Annotated in this window: 15 protein-coding genes, 1 tRNA gene and 2 pseudogenes; 11 read left to right on the top strand and 7 right to left on the bottom strand. The window is 53.5% G+C overall.

Annotated elements, in window-relative coordinates; genetic code table 11:
• Window positions 1-381: 381 nt before the first annotated feature.
• Window positions 382-1,527 carry an acyltransferase gene (locus J3U06_RS06570; RefSeq protein WP_267444686.1) on the top strand — a complete coding sequence of 382 codons (1,146 nt, stop codon included), beginning with the start codon at window positions 382-384 and terminating at the stop codon, window positions 1,525-1,527.
• Between the two features lie 144 nt (window positions 1,528-1,671).
• On the opposite strand, the pseudogene J3U06_RS06565 reads toward J3U06_RS06570, so the two are convergent.
• Window positions 1,672-3,069 (bottom strand): annotated as a pseudogene (locus J3U06_RS06565) (DUF6020 family protein); the annotation flags it as partial.
• A 376-nt stretch (window positions 3,070-3,445) separates the two neighbouring features.
• On the opposite strand from J3U06_RS06565, the gene J3U06_RS06560 reads away from it, so the two are divergent.
• Window positions 3,446-4,516, top strand: coding sequence for a glycosyltransferase family 2 protein (locus tag J3U06_RS06560; RefSeq protein WP_416378946.1), 1,071 nt, complete (start codon window positions 3,446-3,448; stop codon window positions 4,514-4,516).
• 493 nt (window positions 4,517-5,009) lie between these two features.
• Here J3U06_RS06560 and J3U06_RS06555 read toward each other — a convergent pair.
• The 4 genes and pseudogenes from J3U06_RS06555 to J3U06_RS06540 form a co-directional block, all read right to left on the bottom strand.
• Window positions 5,010-5,999 (bottom strand): annotated as a pseudogene (locus J3U06_RS06555) (glucosyltransferase domain-containing protein); the annotation flags it as partial.
• A gap of 96 nt (window positions 6,000-6,095) precedes the next feature.
• Window positions 6,096-7,118 carry a glycosyltransferase family 2 protein gene (locus J3U06_RS06550; RefSeq protein WP_267444684.1) on the bottom strand — a complete coding sequence of 341 codons (1,023 nt, stop codon included), beginning with the start codon at window positions 7,116-7,118 and terminating at the stop codon, window positions 6,096-6,098.
• A 77-nt stretch (window positions 7,119-7,195) separates the two neighbouring features.
• Window positions 7,196-9,619 (bottom strand): RICIN domain-containing protein, encoded by a 2,424-nt coding sequence (locus J3U06_RS06545; RefSeq protein WP_267444683.1) that lies wholly within the window; start codon window positions 9,617-9,619, stop codon window positions 7,196-7,198.
• A gap of 443 nt (window positions 9,620-10,062) precedes the next feature.
• Window positions 10,063-10,791: a metal-dependent transcriptional regulator gene (locus J3U06_RS06540; RefSeq protein WP_267444682.1), complete on the bottom strand. Its 729-nt coding sequence runs from the start codon at window positions 10,789-10,791 to the stop codon at window positions 10,063-10,065.
• Window positions 10,792-10,983: 192 nt separating this feature from the next.
• Here J3U06_RS06540 and J3U06_RS06535 point away from each other — a divergent pair, with 192 nt between their 5' ends.
• The 6 genes from J3U06_RS06535 (at window position 10,984) to J3U06_RS06510 (ending at window position 17,298) form a co-directional block, all read left to right on the top strand.
• Complete coding sequence (locus tag J3U06_RS06535; protein ID WP_267444681.1) at window positions 10,984-12,426, top strand: Nramp family divalent metal transporter; 1,443 nt, start codon at window positions 10,984-10,986, stop codon at window positions 12,424-12,426.
• 402 nt (window positions 12,427-12,828) lie between these two features.
• The gene (locus J3U06_RS06530; RefSeq protein WP_267444680.1) at window positions 12,829-14,271 is read left to right on the top strand and encodes a catalase; all 1,443 of its coding nucleotides are present in this window, start codon (window positions 12,829-12,831) and stop codon (window positions 14,269-14,271) included.
• Between the two features lie 128 nt (window positions 14,272-14,399).
• On the top strand, window positions 14,400-15,785 hold the full coding sequence (locus tag J3U06_RS06525; protein ID WP_267444679.1) for a sugar porter family MFS transporter: 1,386 nt from the start codon (window positions 14,400-14,402) through the stop codon (window positions 15,783-15,785).
• A 39-nt stretch (window positions 15,786-15,824) separates the two neighbouring features.
• On the top strand, window positions 15,825-16,499 hold the full coding sequence (locus J3U06_RS06520) for an SGNH/GDSL hydrolase family protein (protein ID WP_267444678.1): 675 nt from the start codon (window positions 15,825-15,827) through the stop codon (window positions 16,497-16,499).
• 130 nt (window positions 16,500-16,629) lie between these two features.
• Window positions 16,630-16,717 (top strand) — tRNA-Ser (locus J3U06_RS06515).
• A 266-nt stretch (window positions 16,718-16,983) separates the two neighbouring features.
• A complete protein-coding gene (locus J3U06_RS06510; RefSeq protein ID WP_267444677.1) occupies window positions 16,984-17,298 on the top strand; it encodes a hypothetical protein in 315 nt (104 codons plus the stop codon).
• A 1-nt stretch (window position 17,299) separates the two neighbouring features.
• On the opposite strand, the gene J3U06_RS06505 is transcribed toward J3U06_RS06510, so the two are convergent.
• Window positions 17,300-18,070, bottom strand: a complete 771-nt coding sequence (locus tag J3U06_RS06505; RefSeq protein ID WP_267444676.1) for a GNAT family N-acetyltransferase — start codon at window positions 18,068-18,070, stop codon at window positions 17,300-17,302.
• 315 nt (window positions 18,071-18,385) lie between these two features.
• On the opposite strand from J3U06_RS06505, the gene J3U06_RS06500 reads away from it, so the two are divergent.
• A complete protein-coding gene (locus tag J3U06_RS06500; RefSeq protein WP_267444742.1) occupies window positions 18,386-19,006 on the top strand; it encodes an isochorismatase family protein in 621 nt (206 codons plus the stop codon).
• Window positions 19,007-19,024: 18 nt separating this feature from the next.
• Here the strand turns inward: J3U06_RS06500 and J3U06_RS06495 are convergent, their stop codons facing one another.
• Window positions 19,025-19,771: an SDR family oxidoreductase gene (locus J3U06_RS06495; protein ID WP_267444675.1), complete on the bottom strand. Its 747-nt coding sequence runs from the start codon at window positions 19,769-19,771 to the stop codon at window positions 19,025-19,027.
• A 308-nt stretch (window positions 19,772-20,079) separates the two neighbouring features.
• Here J3U06_RS06495 and J3U06_RS06490 point away from each other — a divergent pair, with 308 nt between their 5' ends.
• Together J3U06_RS06490 and J3U06_RS06485 are read left to right on the top strand one after the other, a co-directional pair.
• Entirely contained in the window at window positions 20,080-23,469 is a 3,390-nt protein-coding gene (locus J3U06_RS06490; RefSeq protein ID WP_267444674.1) for a DUF5107 domain-containing protein, read from the top strand.
• On the top strand, window positions 23,466-24,524 hold the full coding sequence (locus J3U06_RS06485) for an aldose epimerase family protein (protein ID WP_267444673.1): 1,059 nt from the start codon (window positions 23,466-23,468) through the stop codon (window positions 24,522-24,524). The genes J3U06_RS06490 and J3U06_RS06485 overlap by 4 nt, the downstream gene beginning before the upstream one ends.
• Window positions 24,525-24,528: the final 4 nt, after the last annotated feature.

The raw sequence follows: 24,528 nt of genomic DNA, 5'->3' as shown, positions 1-24,528 counted from the left end.
GATCGCTAAGAACTTGAATTCCTTACAGTCATCATGCCACAAAGTCTAGTTTTACCAAGCTGGAATCGTATTCCTTACCGGTAGGCAAGAACACTCATCAGTTCTCCAACAGCGTGATAGTAGAGCCCTTGAGGAACGCCCTGGAAATCGCCCCGATTGCTTTTATGTATAGACTGATCATGACGTGAAAAGGCAAACATCACCCAATGACCATATGGGCCACAGTTCCAAGGGGAGTAAAGTCGGTATCACTGGTTAGGACGATTAGTTATAGCTTCTGCCGACTTTTCAGAATCGAGTGTGGAATAGAGGTTAGAGCCGGTTCGCGCAAGCGAATGCACATGATTCAATTCAGGGATTCTCACACGAAAGAGGCTGCAGATGAATGATCAGCAAAGAGCTGCTCCTCCTGAACATGCAATGAGACAAAGAATCCCTAAAAATCGGATCGCTGGCCTTGATCTGGCAAAATCGCTGGCAATATTTCTAGTTATTTTTATACATTATATTTTTTACACAGGTTTTGTCGGCGACACCACACTGAACAACCTTGCCTCAACTTTCTCAGTCGTCGGAGTGCCCTTGTTCTTTGCAGTCAATGGGTATCTTCTGATGAACTCGCGATTTTCGGCAGACAAGCATCTTCATAAAATCCTTAGGATGGTATTCATCCTGCTGACATGGAAGATCATCAGCTTGCCGATAGTCAGTGCCCTGATGCACAAAAGTATAGATTGGAAATCGGTTCCCCAGTATCTTCTGGGCGGATCTTATGACATGGTTCCTCTGGGTTACTTCTGGTTCATCAATGCACTGCTGGCCATTTATATTGTTTTCCCCATACTGAAGACTGTCTACGATGACCCGAACGGGAAACGATATCTGGGCTACGTCACAATTGTGCTTAGTGCCCTGATATTCGGTGTAACGCTAGGAGACAATGCCAAAGACATACTGGCAGGCTATAGCGGGCATCAGGTTCCGCAAGTGCTTGCCTCACTCAGCCAATACAACATACTAGGAGGCTATGGTTACGCATTGGTATATTTCATTGCCGGAGGCTACGGGCATGATATAGCAGCCTGGCTGTCTCGTCACTTCTCAAGTGCGAGGACGAAAAACATCTGCCTTTCTCTCGTGGCCCTATTGGCCTGGGGTTTGATTTTCGCCCTGCAACGGTTCCAGGCTCGAGCAAAGAGCATATCTTTCTATGTGGAGTCTGGTTACCAGAATGTTTTAACCTTGATCCTGACCATCACTCTATTCCAATTATTCATACAGGTCAGAACCGTCTCGTCAGGCCTAAATCCAATCGTCACCTGTATTGGATCTAATACGCTTGGCATCTATTATCTGCATCTGATGCTGATATTGGTAACTCGTGATCTGGGCCTGCACTTCCATTTATTCTACAAAGCGCCCATGCTCATCAATCTTGCACTGGTGACCGCTATTGTTTTGATTGCTGCCTTTATAAGCTGGGTCGGCAGCAAAATCCCCTTCTTCAGACATCTTTTTATTGGCTGAATACAGAGCCCCCAGGGCTAGGGGAGCCGTCAGCACTGCATGAAACACATACCTCGTGGGATCCATTCGTCCTGGGACGGAAAACGATATGGGGTATGCGAACAGGCTCAGCACTGAAACGAAATAGGGTGCCAACCGCATAGCCAATACCATCAAGCGTTCCCTGCCGCGTCTTCGCCAAACAGCGTACAGAATGAAGAAGGGTACGACCGATGACCAGATAGCCACGTAGAAGCAGACATTCAGCACCGGTATGGTTGTCAGAGTCTGGTATGTTTCATCGGCCAGCCGTTGGCGCCCATTGGGCTCCGGATCCTTTTGCAACCGCCCGTATGTATCGGGATTCGTCATGGTCCATGTGTACACGTGCATCACCATGGGATCTTGCCTATACGGGGGTTTTGGGGCCTTGATGGATTGTGGCCCGACAAAACTTGTCCAGCCACCCTCTAAACAGAAGAAGCCATTTAGGTACGACAAGGGATGATGAAGTCCTAAGTTCACCCACAAACGCGCAAAACCAGGCAAAGACCCTTTAGGACCGTTCGCCCCATAGCCGGTAACCGGATCGGATATATAAGGTGCATACTTTGCTGCCATTCCCTCCCAGCCAAAAGGCATCATCTCATCTACTGCTTTTTTCTGGGAATCGGCGATTGCTGTTGAATGATCATGAGCCGTCCTGGACAACACCTGTACAGGCATGACTATCGCTGCAACCTTCTCCCCCGGTACCACACGCAGCACAGGAAAGAGACATGCAGGTATTAGCGTGTTGACAACCAGCAAAGTCGATGCTACCAAGCAAGCGGCCAAAATCTTCATTTTCCTCCGGAAATAGCCGAGAACCAGCAAGAGCAGACTCACCACAATTATGTAAAGGCCCATCTTCTTTGTCAGCGAGCTTAAAACAGTCAGAACAATGAAAGCGCTGAGAAAACGGGGGTTCTTCAAGGGTTCCAGTCGGCCATCAACCAGCTTTACAAACAGGATGGCCCAAGGCAGGAAAAACAGGGCATGAGTCGTATCCTTGCAAATCATCATAGCCATCATGGGGACCGGAGGAAAAAGGCAGAAGAAGGCTGTGCAAAGGGCAATGAGTCTTTTTCTCATCGGCCTTGTGAACATATAGGCCAGCAGCCAGGCGATACAGAGCGCAAAAAGTATGACCTGAATTATGACACACAAGGAAAAACCGAAATTCGGACTGCCTGTCAGGAACCGACCAAGATCGGAGAACCATCCGTAAAGAAAAGTATCAAAAAAGGGATGACGGTCAGATATAATGCCAGGGGCCTGGCTGAAAGCCGCAATCCCGTAGTATTGGGCCAGCTGATCACCAGTGTCCCAAAAAAGCGAACCCGGATATAGAAGAATCAGATACGGAAGCCAGCAGATGAGAATCCGTATGCCATCGCAGAGCACGCCTCTAGGCGATTCAATATGATTGAAGTACAGTCGTCGTATCAAACTGTTTTTTTGCTTTTTGGCTCGGTCATCCGAAGAAGAACCGATCCTATCAAGAAAGCAGAATCGGAACATTCTAGCGAATAAGACCCAAAAGAGTATTCCAAAGAGCACAATATTCAGATACAGATGCGCCTGACCCCATTGAATGGCACCATAGGTTCCTGCATCTGAAGACAGAGAGAAAAGCACTCCCAGTAGCAGAGGGAAGAAGCACCCTTCCATTGCTCTGCCTTGCAGCAACACGTCACGGTTCTTGCCATGCGCGATCGGCCTAATTCGATTCGAATCAATACTGTGAAGTCCGACCATGATTCCCTTTGCATTTTGATGGATACGTCAATAATCCAAGCTTATCCTCCCGCCTACCTTGCAACACCACGAGGAAGCCGCCGAATATGACCCTGATTCATTGTTGCGCTGATTGGTAAACTTGTGCCATGTGGAAGCAATAAGGAAGAACAAGGAAGCACGCGTGGCCGTACTTATTCCCTGTTACAACGAGGAGATAACTATAGGTAAGGTGATCGACGATTTCCGTAACGCTTTACCTACGGCCGACCTGTATGTCTTCGACAATAACTCCACGGATGCAACGGTTTCCATAGCCAGGCAACGAAACGCCATCGTCTGCCAAGAACCTCGGCAAGGCAAGGGCAATGTCATCAAAGCCATGTTCGAGGAGGTTGATGCGGATGTCTATGTGCTGGTTGACGGGGACGACACCTACCCGGCCGAAGCGGCGCCAGAGCTTGTCTCCAAAATCCTCCAAGGATATGACATGGCCTCAGGTGATCGTCTCAGCTCCACCTATTTTCAAGAGAACAAACGGCCCTTGCATGGCCTTGGCAATCGACTGGTCAGGTCTTCAATCAACTTGCTTTTCGGAGCCCATCTGACGGATGTCATGACCGGTTTCAGAGCCGTATCCTTTGCCTTTGCTAAAACCTGCCCCGTAACCTCCTCGGGCTTCGAGGTAGAAACCGAAATGACCATTCACAGCCTGGACAACAACCTGCGCATCTGCGAAATCCCCATCCAGTACCGCGACCGCCCAAATGGATCGGTGAGCAAACTGGATACCTTCGGTGACGGGATCAAAGTCATGTCAACCATCTTTCGCATGATACGCGAGTACAGGCCTTTGCCATTCTTCGGCATTTCCGGACTGTTGATATCCATGGTTGGGCTGCTGTTGACTCTGAGCGTCATGATCGACTATTGGAAAACCGGCGTGGTTCTACGCTTCCCCACGCTTATCGGATCCGTAATGCTCGTCATTGCGGGCCTGCTGCTCATCGTGGCCGGCATCATCCTGGACATCATGGCAGCCGAGGAGCGCAAACGCATCATCCTGGCTCGAAACCAGTTCACGTATCTGAACAGACAGCAAGCCGCTAGTACAAGGCCAGATAGGCCTTGTCGCCAGAGAATACCAGCTGCTGATCCAAATCAATCTGGTTCCAGTCCCGACCAGCAAAGTATCGGCGATAATCCGACCGAGGCATCTCGATTCTGCTGAGGTTCGAATGGCTCAGATAATTGATCATCTGATAATTTGAATAGGGGGTATTCATGATGCGCCGGTTCAGTTCGTACCTCTGATAACGCACACTGTCGTATTTGACATGCACCCTTGCATCAGGAACTATGGCGATAGCTGTTACACGTTGCCCGGTGGAAGCCTCATGCTCTTTGATCTTCTGCGCCACGCTCAAGGCATAGGCCTGGTCCTGGGTATTACTGACATAGGCATCATAAGCTATATCCGCCATGCATAGGCTTGAAAAGAGCAGGAAGACGCCAGAGACGGCGATAAGCCTTGCAGCATGCCGAGCACCGTTGCCAGAGCCCGAGAAGGCCTCGGTCCCCTCAATCGTGACTTCGGCCTTTCGCTCTGGTTCCGGCATGGACTCGGTCGAGGTCCTGACCATGAGCGGCTGATGACGGGATACGAGCAGGGAAACCGCAAAAACCGTGGTCATTGACGCAATCCAAGCCCAAAAAGCCATATTGCTGCGCGGGGTCAAGAGGATATTCTTCTCGATATAGTGAGGAGCAAAGACTGCCAAATAGGCGACCAGGGCGGCGCAAGCCAATTGTCCATATGGCAGATTGTGCCTGGTACGGAAGGACAGCACCAGCAGAGCAATCAGAAAGAGCAGTATCAGGGTAACGCTGAATCTGGGCATGAGTCCATCGGCATTATTGAGCAGAGACAGCTGGTATCTCAACACCTGTTTGCAGTTAAAGACGATAGTCGGCAAAGAAAGCCTGGCTCCACGGCCGGGATCGGCTATGTACTTAATATGTATCAAATATCTTACGCAGATGACATTAAAAACAGAGCCGAAGGCAGCCATGCCCAGCACCTTGGCCCAACGAAGCATCACCCGTGTAAATGGCTCGTGTCCTTCCCTCAAAGAAGTCAGGCAGCCTCCCAGCAAGGCGAGCGCCAAATACACGCCTACCAAGCTTTGGTAGCACCCCAAGGCAATCAAAAGACAAATCAGCGATGCAGCCGACAGCCAAGCATTCCGTCTGCCAAGGATGAGGCTGACGGCCAAGCTGACGAATATGGAACCGACGGCTGCAGACACAGCGCTTTCGGGGAACAAGAGGAATTCAAGTACGAATACGTTGATCCATACCACCGACAAGGTCAGACACAGACAGCACTGCCCAGCAAAGGATGAGATTCCGCCCAGCCTGGCAAAAGAGGCCGTGAGAATAACCAAAGAGATGGAGAATCCGACAATGCAGATTGCCATGAACAATCGCTGCCGCAAAACCAGGTTCAGACCGAGGCTGTCCGCCATCAGCGTCAAACGCCACCATGTGTATCGGCCATTCTGCAAATACCAAAGAGCATTCTGGTCATCAATCAGATGATAGGAATCCACCGAGTAATGTCGACGGGCAATTAGGGGAGCAAAGGCAACAACGTTAAGGATGAAGGCCAATAGAGCAATGCCGGCGTGACGCTTCAGCGATTCGATAGGCATCGGCGCATGCCGAGAGAGGGCAGATTTCAAGTTGAATACCTCTTTTGAATTATCTTGTCGAGACTTTCCCGGTTGAAATGCGGTTTGACGTACATATCAGATGCGTTCTTCGACGATATAGCGGGGTCGATGCTTCACTTCCAAATAGATTCGGCCAACATACTCACCCACCACGCCAATGCCTGACAGAATCAGCCCTCCAAGGATCCATATTGAACACATCACGGACCCCCAGCCGGCCACTGCACGACCACAGAAGAAGGAGACCAGCACATAAATAAGGATCACTATGCCTACCGCAACCGAAATGAGACCGATGCCGGTGATGGCTCTGAGCGGGGTGATCGAAAAAGAAGTAATGCCTTCCACTGCAAATGACATCATCTTTTTCAAAGGATACTTGGACTCGCCTGCTGCTCTTGAACCGCGCTTGTAGTACACCTTGCTGTGGGGGAAACCAAGAGAAGGAACGATGCCTCGCAAAAACAAATTGACTTCAGTGTAGTGAGAAAGAGCCTTCAAGGTTGTACGGCTCATAAGCCGGTAATCAGCATGGTTCGGTATTGTGTCAGTTCCCAGCCATGACATCATCTTATAAAACAGATCCGCTGTCGAGCGCTTGAAAACAGTGTCGGTATCCCTGTTGTCCCTGACACCGTAGACGATGTCGTTTCCTTTGGCATACTCCTTCACCATTGCATCAATGGCATCGGGATCATCCTGCAAATCCGCATCCATTGAAATGGCCGCGTCGCATCCACGACTCAGAGCCTCCATAAGCCCTGCATACAGGGCGTTCTGGTGTCCCCTATTATGAGAAAACTTAAGGCCATGCACTCTCGTAGGGTACTGGGAATGACTCGACTCGACAATTGGCCATGTGGAATCCTGAGATCCGTCGTCCACAAGAAGAATGTAGCTGTTCTCTGTGATGAACCCACGCTTTTCCAAGTCTGAGAGCTTGGTATTCAGGACGGGCAAAGTGATAGGCAGAACATCCTGCTCGTTGTAGCAAGGAATCACCAAGGCGAGTTGCGGAGCGCCCCTACCGCAACCCTGATCAGATTCGGCTGTCTGGCTTTTAGGCAGGTCCGATTTCAATTGCCCAGCAGTGTTCATGGTTTCTAACTTTAAACCCATGCTCAACCAAGTTTGCAGGATACCAGCGAAGGCTTGCTAGAAAGACAAACTATCAATCAATTGAGCACCGCCCCAGTCGTCTCATTGAAGTGGCGCATGGAGCCTTCGACCCGCTGCCAGCCCTTTAGCATCCACCCCATAACCGGATCGTAATATACCCACTTGCCGCCGTTGGATGCCAAGTGCTTCCATCCATAAGTGGTGGCGCCGCTCCAATCGTTGAAGTAGTACCAATTTTCATTGATATAGGCCTCTCCATGGAGCATCTGGCCGTTGGACGGATCGTAGTAGACCCACTTGCCGCCGTTGGAGGACACATGCTTCCACCCCTTAGCCATAGCGCCGGTAACGGGGTCGAAGAAATACCATTTGCCGGCCTTGCTGCTTTCGCCCTTGACCATTTTTCCATCGGCGGCGTATCTTACATATTTTCCGCCGTTTGAAGTGAGGTAAAAATCCCGGCTTCTGACCATATTGCCGTCATAGGCAAAGTAATACCACGCCCCATCAATGAGCCTTTCGCCATAGGCCATTCCCAAAGTGCGGGGATCGTAATACACCCTTCGCCCATCAGGCAGCGTCTTCCAGCCCTTGGCCAGCTGACCGTCGTCACCTGCCCAGTACCAGAGTCCGGCAGAAGAATCATATATTTCCTTGGAACGGGCTTTTTCTCCGTTCTCATACCAGTACTTTCCACCATCAGCGCTCACCAACTGACCTGATGCTGAAGAGTTGCCGTTGCCGCTTCCATTAACGCTGACCAGCTTGAATCTTTGATTCTCGCCTTGATTGGCCGCCCATAATTCCAGCCTGGATCCCGGGGCATCATTTGAGGCAGTGATGTCCCAAACCTTGCTCCGACCTCCGGCATATACAGAAGCGATGTAGTACGAACCATCGATGCCCCGATACAGGCTCCACTGCTGGTTGCGACCGCCATTTGCCGAAAACTGAATCAATGGCGTCCCGTTATCAGCCGAAGGTCCTGACGCATCCACCACTTTGCCATAGCTGGTCGCAATGGTGTAATTACCGCCACCGGCTGGCTTGATATAGAATTTCTGGTTGTCCTGCCCGTTGTAGGGCCAGATATCCAGAGGCACGCCATTGTCAGGACTGGCTCCTGTTACGTCGACATAACGATTGTCAAACAGGCTGGCGATATAGTAACGCCCTTCAGGCACGTCCGTTACTTTGGAAGCGAATGAATTGGGGTCGGTTCCATTGAAGTCAGGCTGACTGCGTGTGTTGCTAAAGGCGTTCAAATCCACGTGCCCATTGATGCCGCTGATTGAACCGCTATTGCTGTATTGCCAACCCTTATCAGCAGTTCTGAAATGAAAACCAGTACGCGGACCATAGCTAGCCACCCAATGCGTCTTGGAATGGAGGTTATCGGAATTCAAGGCAGAATAAAGATAGTTGGTGTATGAGTACAAGGAAAGCCTGTTGTATCCGGCAGATGACAACTTGCCCCACCAGGAATTGACTATTTGATCATACGTTCCAGGATTGGTGGGATGACTGTGACCTGCCCAAGTCCAATTTTCCAAGTCATAATGAACGGGATAACTGAGGTCATAAGGACTGACTCCTGCCTGCCTCAACAGGTCGACCGCATTGTCGCCCTCGGCAGCGGCCGTATTGGCATCATAGGCATACGAGTAGATATAGACCCCGAAAGGTATTCCCAAACGCTTGCATTCGCTGATGTTTCTCTTGGCCTGTTTATCCAGGCCGTTGCCCCAACCATAGCCTAGGCGAATGATGGCGCCGTCGACTCCGGAGTTCTTTACAGCCTCCCAATTTATAGTATTCTGCCACGCAGAAACATCGATGACCCCCTTGGCCTGTTCCGCGAAGAGAGTCCCATCAGCCTCAAAAAATGCCTGTGAACCTTGATACGAGCCCCAGTGAGCACCGTATTCATTATTCTGCAAGGAGGCAAAGGAAGTACGCGACCGTACGGAGGAATCAGCTGTTGCCGGTCTTGCCTCCTCACCTTGGTTGCCCTTGGTCTGTTGATCGGAATCCGTCTTGGAATCTTTTATGGCTTTCCTGACTTTATCCACATGAACAGGGATGAATGATTCTCCATTGGTCTTAGCCAAAGGATCTGCCTGACGGGTTGATGTCCCGACGATTTTCGGATCGGTAACTTTCTTGCCTGAGTCCAATTGCTTAAGCTGCTGGTCTGGTGTCAAAGCCAGATCATTCGCAACTACGGTCGAATCCTTAGGTATGGCGTTGCTGATTTTCTCTGGCAGTGGTTGATTGGGGTTGTCCGGCATAGACGCGCTCTGCGACTGGCCTTGATCGCCGATGGTCGAGGGGTTCGCATGCTCTTCCTCAGCCACCTTTTCCTGCGCTGCTGACTGTGTACTCCATTCAGCAGCCGTGGATACAAGAGCACCAGGCTGAAATCCCATAGGGCCCGCCATGGCAGCAGTGGCAGCAATAACCAGAATATTTTTAATCACAGACCAAAGCACCGTTACGGCTCCCCTTCAATCGTCATGCAACAATGTGCCCACCAACCACACTGGTACTAGCTTAGGAGGTAAAGCCGAGTTCGTCCAATGACCACAGAAGCGGTTCGAAACATACCAGACTTTCCAGTGTCACTGAAAGCCCCAAGGCCTACCGAGCGGTCACCTCAGCCCAAGAAAAGGCGTTTGTATTGGTCCACAAGCCTTACTTGAAGATGATAAGCGAGAAGTCCATTCATCTGCTGCCAGGCAGAGTCTGGACATTTTGGGGAATATAGCTGGATCTTCCCGCAGATTCGGGGAGCACTATGACTCCCAACAGCAAAGCGATGCAGGGTGAAATAATCCATGAAATCATAGCTATCGATGATGGGCATGTTCCCTGATGGACAGCGCAACCGTCACTACTGCCAGGACATCTACCATATATAAAACTATTGAATTACTACCTTGATTTTTGAAGCCTGCGCATCATCTAATCCCAACGGTTCAGCAATCCCCTTCGATACATCCTCATCCCTATTGGGAATACTCCGCCCAGCCGATATCTTCTGAACGCGGACTTGCGCACCCTTTGATGCGTCCCCAGGCGAAACTAATTGCAGCAAGGTGCCTGGGCCTACCCCGTGCCTGCTCAGGTACCTGAGCAATGCTGGATCCTGATCGCTTACTCGCCATACGCGCACGGTTTGCCCCTCTTCCACCTGAGACAAAGACTTCGTTAGAGGGACATCGGGCATGCTGCCAGATTCGGTCGGTATGGCATCCCCGTGCGGATCCTGGGCTGGATGGCCCAGATAGCGATCAATCCTGTCAACCATCTTCTCAGAGACGGCATGCTCAAGGGCGTCAGCCTCCTCATGCACTTCATCCCAGCTATAGCCCAGGACTTCCTCCAGAAACGTCTCCAGAAGGCGGTGGCGACGGACCATGGTAACGGCCGAGCGCCTACCTGCCGAAGTGAGACCAACCCGTCCATAAGGCTTATGTTCTACCAAACCGGCATTAACCATGCGTAAGAGGGCACCGGAAATGGTCGATTGCTTCATGCCGGTCCGTTCAGCGATATCCGTCGGGTGGACTGGGCCATCGTCCCACTCCTCCAGATCCCAAATGACTTTGAGATAGTCTTGGACATTGGTGGAAAGCTGAATGACGTCCATGTGCACAGTCTATAGCACAATTCCTTAGCCCCTCCCCCAATTTTTAGTCAAGCATCAGCAGAATCTGGCATGTAGACAATGTCACAGATATGTCCTCGTCAAGGTCTCGCAATTTTCATGTGACACCATTAGACTTCGAAGGGTCGAAGTTTTCTTTCAGACCTTTGAGCAACCAGAATCAAGGAAGGTGTCATGCCGAACACTCAGACCAGACCCTCCTCAGGGTCCGCCAGTCCAGCCGGATCCGAAGTCAGGACTCCGCCGTCCAGTCGGCAGCGCCAATCCCACCCCATCATCGAGACGGCCAATGGGCGATCCCTGGAGGAGATCAACGCCACGGTCTCCGTGCCCAGCTCATCCACCTCCTTTTGGAAGAACCTGGCGGCCTTCTCCGGCCCCGGCGCCCTGGTGGCCGTGGGCTACATGGACCCCGGCAACTGGATCACCTCCATCGGCGGCGGTGCACAGTACGGCTACCTGCTCATGAGCGTCATTCTCATCTCCAGCCTGATCGCCATGATGCTCCAGTACATGTCGGCCAAACTGGGAATCGTGACGGGCCTGGACCTGGCCCAGGCCACCCGCCTGCACACCAGCCGCCGGCTCAGCTTCGTCCTCTGGATCTGCACGGAACTGGCAGTGATGGCCACTGACATCGCCGAGGTCATCGGCGGGGCCATCGCTCTGAAGCTGCTCTTTGGCATTCCGCTAATCCTAGGTGTGACGCTGACTGTCCTGGATGTGCTCATCCTCCTGTTGCTGACCAAGATCGGCTTCCGGCGCATCGAAGCCATCGTAGCCACCCTGATTCTGGTCATCATGGCGGTATTCCTTTACGAGGTCTTCCTAGCCAGGCCGGACCTGCCGGCGGTCTTCCGCGGCTTCATTCCCGACAAGGCCATTCTGGGCAATGGCCAGCTGACCATGGCCCTGGGCATTGTGGGCGCCACAGTCATGCCCCACAACCTTTACCTGCACTCATCCATCGTCCAGACCCGCGACTTCGACCGTAGCGACGACCGTCAGGTTGCCAACGCGGTCCGCTTCGCCACCTGGGATTCCAACATCCAGCTGTCCGCCGCTTTCGTGGTCAACTGCCTGCTGCTGGTGCTGGGTGCGGCCATGTTCTTCGGACACGGCGAGGGGCTGGACACTTTCACCGCGCTCTACAACGCTCTTGGCGACAAGGCCATCGCCGGGCCGGTGGCATCCGGACTGCTCTCCACCCTCTTCGCTGTAGCCCTGTTGGCCTCAGGCCAGAACTCGACAATCACCGGCACCCTGACCGGGCAGATCGTCATGGAGGGCTTCGTCCGCATGAGAATCCCTCTCTGGCTGCGCAGGCTAGTCACCCGCGTAGTCTCCATCATCCCCGTGCTGATTTGCACCATCGCCTTTGGCGGCAGAGAGTCCGCCCTGGATAGCCTGCTGGTCTACTCCCAGGTCTTCCTGTGCGTGGCCCTGCCCATATCCATGATTCCCCTGGTCTGGTTCACCTCCTCCACGAAGATCATGGGCAAGTACGCCAACCCTCGGTGGATGGCCTTCCTGGCCTGGATTGTGGTGGCTGTCCTGACCGGGCTCAACCTCCAGCTGGTCATCCAGGACGTGGGCGAACTCATGCAGATGCTCTGAGGGCCAGGCAGTCCGGGCATATCCGGCAGGCCCAACGTGTCCTACGAAAGACCCTATGGTTTTCCCCCCGTTCCCCATGGCGGCCATTTCCCGACAAATCCTGATGAAAGGCCATTGTTCCCCATACCCGCATGGCAGCCACGCTCAGCCAGGCCTATCCGTCATCCTCTCCGCCCCTCTTGTGACACGCCAGGCGGCTGAGAGACTGTCATGTCCCGGCTCGCAAGAGTGGTTAGTGTGAAAATTCCACAAACCCGGTCGAATCTCACCTAATCTGAAAGCGGTATCCATCGAAAAACAACGATTCCGGCCATCAGCCATTACGGAGTCCAAGGGGATGAAGCACGCTCCACACCCCCAACATCTTCGAGTGGAAAATACAGACAGAACGGAGATAAAACCATGAACGACAAACTCACCACCAGCGAAGGGCAGCCCTGGGCAGACAACAACCATAGCCAGACGGCGGGCACCCGCGGACCCATCCTCATGCAGGACTACCAGCTTCTTGAAAAGCTCGCCCACTTCAACCGCGAACGCATACCGGAGCGCGTGGTCCACGCCAAGGGGGCCGGAGCCAAGGGAACCTTTACCCTGACCAAGGACATGAGCGCTTACACCAAGGCAGACCTATTCAATGGAGCTGGCAAGACCACGCCCATCCTCCTGCGCTTCTCCCAAGTGGCCGGCGAATCGGGCTACCCCGACACCTTGAGGGACGTGCGCGGCTTCGCTCTGCGCTTCTACACCCAGGAAGGCAATTACGACATAGTAGGCAACAACACTCCGGTCTTCTTCGTCAATGATCCCCTGAAGTTCCCCGACTTCATCCACTCGCAGAAGCGCGATCCGGCCACCCACCTGCGCAGTCAGGAGATGCAGTGGGACTTCTGGTCCCACTCCCCTGAGTCCGTCCACCAGGTCACCTATCTGATGGGAGACAGGGGCAACCCGGCCAGCTACCGGAACATGAACGGCTACGGGAGCCACACTTTCAAGTGGGTCAACACGAAAGGCGAGCAGTTCTGGGTCAAGTACCACTTCCTGAGCGAGCAGGGCGTGAAGAACATGACCGATGAGACCGCAGCCAAGATCGCCTCTGAGGACACAGACTTCCTCCTGCATGACCTCTACGATGCCATCGACCAGGGCGACTACCCCAAGTGGAAGGTCTGCGTGCAGATCCTTCCCTATCAGGAGGGCCTGGACTATAAGGACGATATCTTCGACGTGACCAAGGTGGTCTCCAAGAAGGACTATCCGCGCATTGAAATAGGTGAGTTCGTGCTGGACACCAACCCGACCAACTACTTTGATGATGTGGAGGAGGCGGCCTTCTCCCCCGCCAACTTCGTTCCCGGCATCGAGCCATCGCCCGACAAGCTGCTGCAGGGCCGCCTGTTCGGATACAAGGATGCCGAGCGTTACCGTCTGGGCGCCAACTACGAACAGCTACCCGTCAACCGACCCGTCAACCAGGTCCATAACTACGAGCGCGACGGCTTCATGGCCCAGGGCCAGGACGGTTCAGTCAACTATGAGCCCAACAGCAAGGGCGGCCCTGTGGAGGACCACGATGCCCGTATGCATGGCGATGCCGTCCAGGGACAGACCGAATACTCCCGCCCCTACGACACGGACTACTATTCCGCCGCCGGCCGTCTCTACAGGCTGATGAGCCCGGAAGAGAAGGACCGCCTGATCCAGACCATCAAGAACACCCTGGGCTCCGTCGATGACCAGGAAATCCGGGTTCTAGAGACCAAGCAGTTCTACCAGGCCGACCCCGACTACGGCCGGCGTGTGGCCGAAGCCCTTGGCCTGTCCTTGGACCAGATCGAGTAGATTCCACCAATCCCGGCTCATCCCGACTCCTTTATCAGCGCAAAGTCTGGCAACAACTACTGAGATTCAAAAGTGTCAGATATATCACATTCTGTGTATGAGAGCCAATGCCTGATGAAGGAGTCAGCGTGAGCACAGGATACCCAGAACAAGAAGAAACCAGTGGATCCAAATATGTCATATTCGTCGTACTGATAGCAGCCATCGGCGGTTCGCTTTTCGGATACGACCAAGGCGTCATATCCGGTGCCATCAGCTTTTTCTCTGTACATTTCAAACTGTCCCAGGCCCAGGTGGGATTTGTGTCGGCTGTGCTGGCTCTGGGAGCCATGGCCGGGTGCCTGGTCGCCGGCTGGATGAGCGACCATGCAGGACGTAAACCCGTCATGATCGTTGCAGGCCTCCTCTTCACACTCTCCAGCCTGACCATGGCCCTCTCGCCCACGGTGACGATACTGATCATCGGTCGCATCCTGTCCGGCATAGCCATCGGCATGGCCTCGACCATCGTCCCGCTCTATATTTCCGAGGTCGCGCCAGCCAGAATCCGCGGGACCCTGGTCAGCGCCAACCAGCTGGCCTTCGCCATCGGCATGACCGTGGTCTACATAGTCAACGCCACCATAGCCAATCTGAACCCGCCTGACTGGAACATCGCCTGGGGCTGGCGGTTCATGTTTGGCTCGGGCATGATTCCCGCCATCATCTTTTTCATCCTGACGCCTCTCATTCCCGAGAGCCCGCGCTACCTGATCGAAAAAGGCCGCACCGACACGGCCATGAAGGTTCTGACCCGCATGAACGGCGCCAGGTCCGCCAAGGACGAGGTCGGTCTGATCAGCAAGACGGTCCAGACCGAGCAAAAGGGCCTCATCAGCGAGCTCTTCAAGCCGGGCATCCGCTTCGCCCTGCTCATCGCCCTCTTGGCAGCCGCCTTCCAGCAGCTTACCGGCACCATCGCAGTCGGGTATTACGCTCCCATCATCTTCCAGAAGACCGGCATCGGCGCCAATGCATCCCTGATCGAGACCATCGGCATCGGCGTGGTCAAGATCATCTTCGTGGCCATCTTCATGGTCTACATTGACAAGCTGGGCCGCAAGAAGCTGCTGACCTGGGGCGCAGTGGCCATGGCCGGCGCCCTCTTGGCCCTGGCACTCCTCTTCTCCATCGGCAAGTTCAACACGCTCATGAACATCCTGATCGTAATAGGAATCCTCGCCCATACCGCATTCTACGAGCTCTCCTGGGGCGGCGGGGCCTGGGTCATCATGTCCGAGGTGTTCCCGACCCGCATTCGCGGCCGTGCACAGTCCCTCTGCTCCCTGACCATGTTCCTGGCCTCCTTCTTCGTTGGGCAGGGCTTCCCGATCATGCTCAACGGCATCGGAGCCACATGGACATTCATCATCTTCGCAATCTTCTGCCTTGTCATGGCATGGTTCGCCAGGAACGTCCTGCCCGAGACCAACGGCAAGACCCTGGAGGAAATCCAGGCCGAATTCCAGAAGTAAACCCCATCAGACATGGGAAGAAAGGGAATAAGACAAGACATGATGCTGTCTGAGGATTACTTCAAAGACAAGATCATCAACTGCTTCGGAGATTCGACGACCTGGGGCGACAACGGTCTGGATTCAGGAGGTCAAAGCATCTCCTGGACCCAGACCCTCCAGCGGCTCATACCTTTCAAGGAGGTGCGGAACTACGGTATCTGCGGGTCGCGCATCGCCGTCTGCGAAGACAGGGACGATTCCTTCATCGAACGGTTCGAGCAGATGGATACCGAGGCAGACGATGTCGTGATCTTCGGTGGAGTCAACGACTTCCAACACGATATACCGCTGGGTGAGGAAAACAGTACGGACAGCCATACATTCTCCGGCGCCTTGAACGTCATGCTGACTGGTCTGCTGAAGATGTATCCCACGCAAAACCTGGTCGTCATCACGGCCACGCAGAACAACTTCGTCCACCCGACCAAGAACTACCCCAACACCCGTCAGCGCAACGCCTGCAACCTTATGCAGGAGGACTATGTACAGAGGATGAAGGAGATATGCGCCAGCTACTGCATCCCGGTCATTGACCTGTTTGTGCAGAGCGGCATCAGCCCTTTCATCAAGGGGCATGAACGCTTCATGCCTGACGGCCTGCATTACAGCCAGGAAGGGTATCAACGGCTCGGGCGCCGGATTACCGGCCTGCTGCTGCCGTATCTACTGTGAGCATCATTCACCGGAGCACAGGACGATCAGACTCCTATGTCTCCACACGCCGGGAGCAGCCATATCGGCCGTCCATGCTATAGTTTTCAGTTGTGCCGTTACGGAAGTCATATGGCTCTCAACGGCACTTGGAGGATTCGCCTAGTGGTCTATGGCGCACGCTTGGAAAGCGTGTTGGGTTCACGCCCTCACGAGTTCGAATCTCGTATCCTCCGCCAATAGGTCTTGAAAAACAGCCCAAGACTTTTTTAGTATCCAGAATATCGATCTTGTAGCTCTGACTGCCGGATTCCGCGGCCTCAGCGTCGCTTAAGACACTTAAGCTGACTGCCATCGAAGCTATGCACCAATATCATGAGGCGCTAGGCCGAACCACGAAAGTCTTGAAGAATGTCGCGGACTGGCCTACCTATCCGTCGGGCAGGCTCTGGATACACTTCCCAAGGGCGAGCTGCACAAGGAAGAAATTCACAATACCTTTATTTTGGATGAGCCTACCAGTGGCCTTCACGAATCCAACATCCTGCAACAGATTGCCCTCTTGCGTAAACTCATCGTCAACACAGGCCTTACTATCATTGCCATAGAACATAACCTACGCTTCATCGGTCAGACTGACTGGGTGATCGATATGGGCCCAAGAGCCGGAAGTGCGGGCGGAAAGATGTTGTTCGAAGGAGCTCCGCTTGCATTGATGCGCCGCAATAAAACTCCTACTGCCCGAGCCATGAATACCTATTTCGGCCTCATCAAGGATGCCGCGGCGCAATCACAAGCGGCTGTATTAAAGCAGCACTAGTTCAACAATCTTGCAGACGGCGCTTCTGCTTGCCATGCTGATCGAAATTGGCATCATCCAACCAGTTCTCCAACCGCTCTTTCACTGCCGGCCATTCACTATCCGTCATGGAAAACCAATCCGTATCCCGAGTCCGGCCCTTGTAGACCATGTCATTCCTGAACCGGCCTTCAGGCTTGAATCCCAGCCTCAGCGCCGCAGCTCGTGAGGGCTCATTGAGGCTGTCGCACTTCCACTCGTACCTGCGATAGCCCAAGTCCTCGAAGACATGCTGAGCCATCAGATACTGGGCTTCGGTTGCCTGTCTGCTTCTCTGCAGCTCCTTGGTATAAATGACATGGCCCATTTCCACACTTCCCATGTCCGCCCGAATCCGCATCAAGGCATACATCCCCAACAGATCCGACGAGTCATCAGGTTTCGTCAAACTTCGTAAGCCCGGGTACTCCCCACCTGCAAATCGACCGGCGCCAGGATCAGGTGCCGGCGGCTTGCGAAGTATCGCAAAAAAGAGAGGATCACGGCTTGCCATCATGGATTCGATCCCTGCATCGAATGCAGCTCTATCAGGATAAAGGTCCTGCCTGCTATAGGTCATGATGGATTCGTCGCAATCCGGGCCAAAAATCCGTTCATAGAAGGCATCGCTTTGGTCTGCGCTCAAGGGCACCGCCAGAACGGTCCTGCCTATCAACTCGACGGACTCCGGCATCATGGCCCCCGCAAATGAGACCGCATCACCAATAGGCTGCCCGAACTCATTGATCCGCATTGCCGCTCCCTCCCTTAGGACGATGCGGGCCCAGCCTTACAAAGAAGAGACGGGCCACAATAAAGGCACCTGTCATAACCTCGCACAATCCTGGCACTCAGGATACCAAGCAGACACGCTAAAGGCCGTATGGAACCACCCCAAGTGGGCGCCTTCAATCCACCTTGCTGCCCGCCTCGCCGATGTGCACAGCCACAGGAATCGAAGGACCAGCCCGTCTGCGAGAATTAGATTGGCGCAGAAGAGGAATGATTGTCGAGCTTCAACCAGAATGATTTCTGCACACCGCCAACTTCGACCAAGGGAGTGATCACCATGTCCAAGGCTTTGATTGTCGTGGATGTTCAACCGACCTTCTGCGAAGGAGGTGAGCTGGGAGTCGAGGGAGGCAATGCCACAGCTGGCAAAATCGCCGACTATGTCCACGGCCATGCCGGGGACTACGTCTACATGGCCACCACCCAGGATTGGCACATCGAACCCGGATCTCATTGGTCCGATTACCCGGATTTTGTAGACACCTGGCCTAGACACGGCGTAGCGGGCTCGCCCGGCGCGGAGCTTCATCCCAGAATTCGTGAGCTGGGTATCGCCCACCACTTCAAAAAGGGCCAGTATTCAGCCGCCTACTCAGGATTCGAAGGCATCGAAGACAACACCGATCGCATCCAGAGCAGGGAGGAGTTCGCTGCGGCCAAATCATCTGGAGTCACCCTGGCCGATGCCCTGGCACAAGCTGGCGTCGACCAAGTGGATGTAGTAGGCATCGCCGAATCTCACTGCGTCAAGGATACAGCCCTTGACGCCGCAAAACTGGGCTACCAGGTCACGGTCTTCGAGGATCTGACTGTCCCGGTCAGCGAGGATCAGGGCATCAAAGCCCGGAAGGCCATGGCACAATCAGGCATCCGTCTGCTTTCCTCCAGCGGCGACTAAAGGCATTGGCAGAGGAATTCACCAAGGCTGGATGGTAGGGCCTACGGTGAATTCCGACACATTGGTATCCTCAGGCTGATCGATGGCAAAGGCCACCACCTGGGCCACCCGTTCGGGATCAATCTGGTAGCTGTCGTAGGTCTTGTTCATATCAGCCAGAGTCTGCTTATCTGTGATGGTATCCAGCAACTCGGTTCGAATGGCCGCCGGGTAAATGGTAGAGGTACGAATATGAGTCCCTTCCTGGGCGGACTCCATCCTGAGCACCTCCATCAGATCACGCAGACCCCACTTAGTCGCTCCGTAGACTGCTCCACCGGGATAGGCTTTGAGGCCCGCCACCGAAGAGGTGGCGATGAACTGTCCATGACGCTGCCCGGTAAACTCCGGCAAGGCCGCTGCGATGCCGTACAAAGCACCTTTGAGGTTGACGTCAATAGTCCGATCCCACTCGTCCACATGCCGGGCCGACAGGGGCGAGTTGGGCATGAGCCCGGCGTTGAGGAATACCACGTCCACTCCACCGAACTGCTTCTTGGCGAAAGCCACGAAGTCCTCATTGGCCCGCCGATCTGTCACATCCAGAGCCATAGAGGCAGCCTGGCCACCCGCCTGAACGATGTCGTCGACGATTTTATCCAGCCGATCCTTGCGGCGAGCGCCCAGCACCAACTTGGCCCCTCGCTGCGCCAAGAGCCTCGCCGTGGCCTCCCCGATGCCTGATGAAGCTCCTGTGATCAGCACTGTCTTATCTGCAACAGTCATAACCGTCCCACCTTTCCTTGATCCTTAATTGGCCTGATGGTACAACTTCGAGTCGCTGGAGGTGCAAGTCAAAAATGGACCGCCTGTGACTTACCCATCAGAATTTGTGATTTCAAAACCGACAGACCGAACTGGCACGAGGCTACAAATCCTCCTGCTAAGAGCAAGAATCCGAAATAAAAGGACAATTTTACTGGTCACAACCCAAATATCCAGCCTTAGTGTGAGACGTAAGGAGACAGCATCGGAGCTGCTTCGGGCCGCTCGACTCTCCCAGACATAGCCTTAAAAAGACAAAGGAGCAGGTAATGTCTTCAACCGAACACGTCAAAATTTCTGACACCACCTTGGTCATTCCCACCTACGGAGTCGGCAAACCGGATAAGAATCCTCAATTTATTGAAAAACGCGTCTATCAGGGATCCTCGGGCAAGGTCTATCCATACCCGGTCATCACTTCCATCAAAGATGCCAAGGAAGACAAGTCATACAAAGCTGTCATCATTGAGAATGAATATATAAAGGTAACGGTGCTCCCCGAGCTAGGGGGCAGAATCCAATATGCCCAGGATAAGACCAACGGGTACGATTTCGTCTACCGAAACGATGTCATAAAGCCTGCACTGGTCGGCCTTACAGGACCGTGGATCTCGGGAGGCATCGAATTTAACTGGCCTCAGCACCATCGCCCCACTACTTTCAGCCCAGTCGATTACCGTCTTGTCGACCTCGCCAATGGCGGCAAGGGAGTCCAATGCCATGATGTCGACCAGATGTACGGCACCGAGGTCGTCACTACAATTGCCCTCTATCCAGGTAAGGCATACATAGCCATCACGGGAGATCTCTACAATGGCACAAGCCTTCCCCAAACTTTCCTTTGGTGGGCTAACCCAGCCGTATCTGTCAACGCCCATACCAAGACGGTCATGCCTCCGGATGTGACAGCGGTGATGGATCATGGCAAACGCGACGTGAGCAGGTACCCTATTGCCACAGGCACTTATTACAAACACGACTACTCGGAAGGCGTGGACATCGGCAGGTACAAGAACGTCCCCGTTCCCACCTCATACATGGCTGCCGGAAGCAAGTACGACTTCGTTGGTGGATACGATTACGCAGCTCAAGCTGGCATCCTGCATTATGCCGACCACCACATCAGTCCCGGCAAGAAGCAGTGGGTCTGGGGTAGCGGTGATTTTGGACATGCCTGGGATCGGAACCTGACCGATGACAATGGCCCCTATGCCGAACTCATGACCGGTGTATTCACTGACAACCAACCGGATTTCAGCTGGCTCAAACCTTTCGAAACCAAACGCTTCACCCAGTATTTCATGCCGTATAAGGCCTGCGGTCTGGTAAAAAACGCTACATTAGACGCCGCTGTGAACATGGAGTTTGGCCCCGTTGATCCCGCGAAAGCCCCTGGGGAGACCGAAGGCGTCGACGGCAGCGGCTTGTCGGATGGGCAGGGCCGGGTAACCGTGTACGCCACGTACATTGTGGACCATGGTCTGGTCAAGGTCACAAATCATAAAGGAGAGACGCTACTCGAACAAAGCACTCGACTAAGCCCTGTCAATATCCTCACTGAAGAGTTCGACACTCATGGGGCGGCTCCCACAGACATGACCGTATCGGTCACTGACCAAGACACCGGTAAGGAACTCGTCTCTTACACTCCGGAACCGGATACTATCGACAAACTGCCCAGCCCCGCAAAAGCCGCACCCAAACCGAGCGATGTCGCCACCAATGAAGAGCTATTCCTAATCGGCACTCATCTCGAACAATACCGCCATGCCACATATCGTCCTGATCCCTACTATCTGGAAGGACTGCAACGTGATCCCGGCGATGCCAGGATCAACAATGCATATGGCCTGCTTTTGCTACGACGTGGCGTATTCGAAAAAGCAAAAGATCATTTCCAAAAAGCCATCGACCGCATAACCAGCCGTAACCCCAACCCCTATGATTCAGAACCATACTTCAATCTCGGCTTGGCCAATTGGTATCTGGGACTAGAAGATCAGGCATATGATGCCTTTTACAAGTCGACCTGGGATGATTCCCAACAAGAAATGGGCTTCTTCTATCTCGCAGCAATCAGCGCACGCCGCGGCGACTGGTCTCGATCCTTGGACTTCGTCAATAGAAGCCTGGTGAAGAACTCCGAGAATATCAGGGCTAGAGGGCTCAAAACCTACTTGTTGCGTAAATTGGGCCGAACAGATGAGGCCGCCAGTCAGATGGAGAAGAACCTTGCCCTGGACGCATTCGACTTCGTCTCACGCTACGAACACTACCTGACCACAGGCAACAAACACGATTTGGACCTTACCCGGGGATTCACGAAGAACCACATCAAGGCAGCTCGCGAATACGCGTCATTCGGAGCTTATGATGAAGCCTTGGCCATGCTGAACCAAGCCAAAGGCCAAGATCCTATGCTGGACTACTACAAAGGCTATTACCTGGCAGCCATGAATCATCCTGACCAAGCCAAGGAAGCTGTCCTGAAAGGCGAAGAAGACGACAGCTACTGCTGCTTCCCCAACACCTTGGACGATGTTCCGGTCCTTCAGACTGCGATGAAGATGGGCGCCAACGCTAAGGCACCATACTATTTGGGATGCCTTTATTACGACAAGCTTCAATCAGGCAAGGCAATTGAGCTATGGCAGACCAGTGCTCAGAACGATCCGAACTTCCCCACTGTCCACCGCAATTTATCCCTGGCATACTACAACAAGCGACATGACGAAGCCAGTGCCCTAGAGCATATGGAAAAGGCCTTCAGCCTTGATCCATCAGATTCCAGCATTTTCTTGGAGCTGGATCAACTCCGCCGGATGCTTGGATGGACCTACAGCCAGCGTCTGGTCGAATACCGCCGCAATCTCAACGCCGTTCAGGAACGCGATGACTTGTACATCGAGTATCTGACAGTGCTAAACATGACCGGCAACTATCGCGAAGCCTATGAACTGATGGGCAAACGGCATTTCCATCCTTGGGAAGGTGGAGAAGGGAAGATCACTGCCCAATACCGCATTAGCCTGACGCTCATGGCAAAGGACGCAATGAACGCCCAAGATTGGCAAACAGCTAAAGATCTACTGACCCAGGCCCAGTCCTATCCAGAAAATCTGGGCGAGGGCAAGCTCGAAGGACAGAAAGACAACGATCTGCATTATCTCTTAGGCCTGATCGAAGCAAACATGGGTCATGATGATGCGGCAAAGGCTCAATTCCGTCAAGCGACCATCGGGCCGGACGAAGTCAAGGGGGCAATGTTCTATAACGATCAGCCTGCAGAAATGATCCTGTACCAGGGCCTAGCTCATGATGCATTGGGTGAACACGGACCTGCCAATGCCAGGTTTTACCGCCTGCTGGACTTCGGCGAACAGCACCTTCACGATCAAGCAGCTATAGAATACTTCGCAGTATCCCTTCCAGACTTCGTAATTTATGACAAAGATTATACAAGAATGAACCACATTCATTGCTTGTATGTCACGGCTTTAGCCAACATCGGATTGGGCAAAACGCAAAAGGCGTCGGATCTGCTTGCCAAGGCTATGTCCGAAGATCCCAGCCACATCCAGGTCAACCTATTTAGCGACGAACTCTCCCATCGGCATATATTGATGAACAGTTCCGCTGCAGCCAAGGCGACAGCATGAAGGCAACGGACATGTCTGTCAGCGAATATGGCAGATTAGACGATGACAGAGTCGCGCACCTGTTCAAGCTCCAGAATGAACAGGGACGATCGGCAACAATCACCGATTTCGGAGCGAGGCTTGTCTCTTTCCTCACCCCGGACAGTGCAGGAGATCTTAGGCAAATAGTCTTGGGATGCCCGGATTTAGCGAGCTATTGCGCTGACACCTGTTGTCTGGGCGCCATCATCGGACGCAATGCCAACAGGATATCCAATGCTCAGTTTCAGCTGAATGGACATACATACCAATTAGAAGCGAACGACGGCAAGAATAACAACCACAGCGGCCCTGACGGTTACGAGCACCGGCTGTGGACGACTGATTCGTATGACGGCCGGCATGTCACCTTGAGGATGGATACCCCAGACGGCGATCAAGGCTTCCCAGGAGCCGTGTCGATCACGGTATGCTACAGACTTCAGGATGACGGACTCGAAATAACCTTCGAAGGCGCCACGAATGCAGATACCATATGCAATCTCACCAATCATGCCTACTTCAATCTGGATGGCAATGGATCTGGCAATATTCTGGATCACACACTGCAGATAAATGCAGATACGTTCTGCCCCATGCTCAGTGAGGATGCCATACCATCAGGCTCTCGACAGGCCGTGGCCGATACTCCGATGGATTTCAGGAAACCCTGCAGCATTGGTGAGCGGCGCGATCCGACTTTCGATCAGATCAGACTTGGGCACGGCTACAACCATGCCTACCCGATCAACAAAAACCCCTGGGAGTTCGGCCATATGGCCACACTAGCCAGCGCGAAGACCCGTATTCGGCTTGACATCTTTTCCGATCTACCCGCAATCCAGATGTACACCGGTGACCATCTGGGCAACACCCGAGCTAGGGATGGCCACTGCTATGGGCCTAGAGAGGGGATAGCGCTTGAGTGCGAATATGTACCCAACGCCATCAACAGCGACGACCCCATAAAACCCATCTTGAGAGCAGGCGACATTTTTACCGCCAGGATCTGCTACCGAACGAGCATCATCGCCTGAAACA

The sequence above is a fragment of the Bifidobacterium sp. B4142 genome (assembly GCF_026537325.1).
GTDB lineage: Bacteria > Actinomycetota > Actinomycetes > Actinomycetales > Bifidobacteriaceae > Bombiscardovia.
The sequence above is the reverse complement of the archived record's forward strand: the minus strand, read 5'-3'. Positions and strand labels throughout refer to the sequence as shown.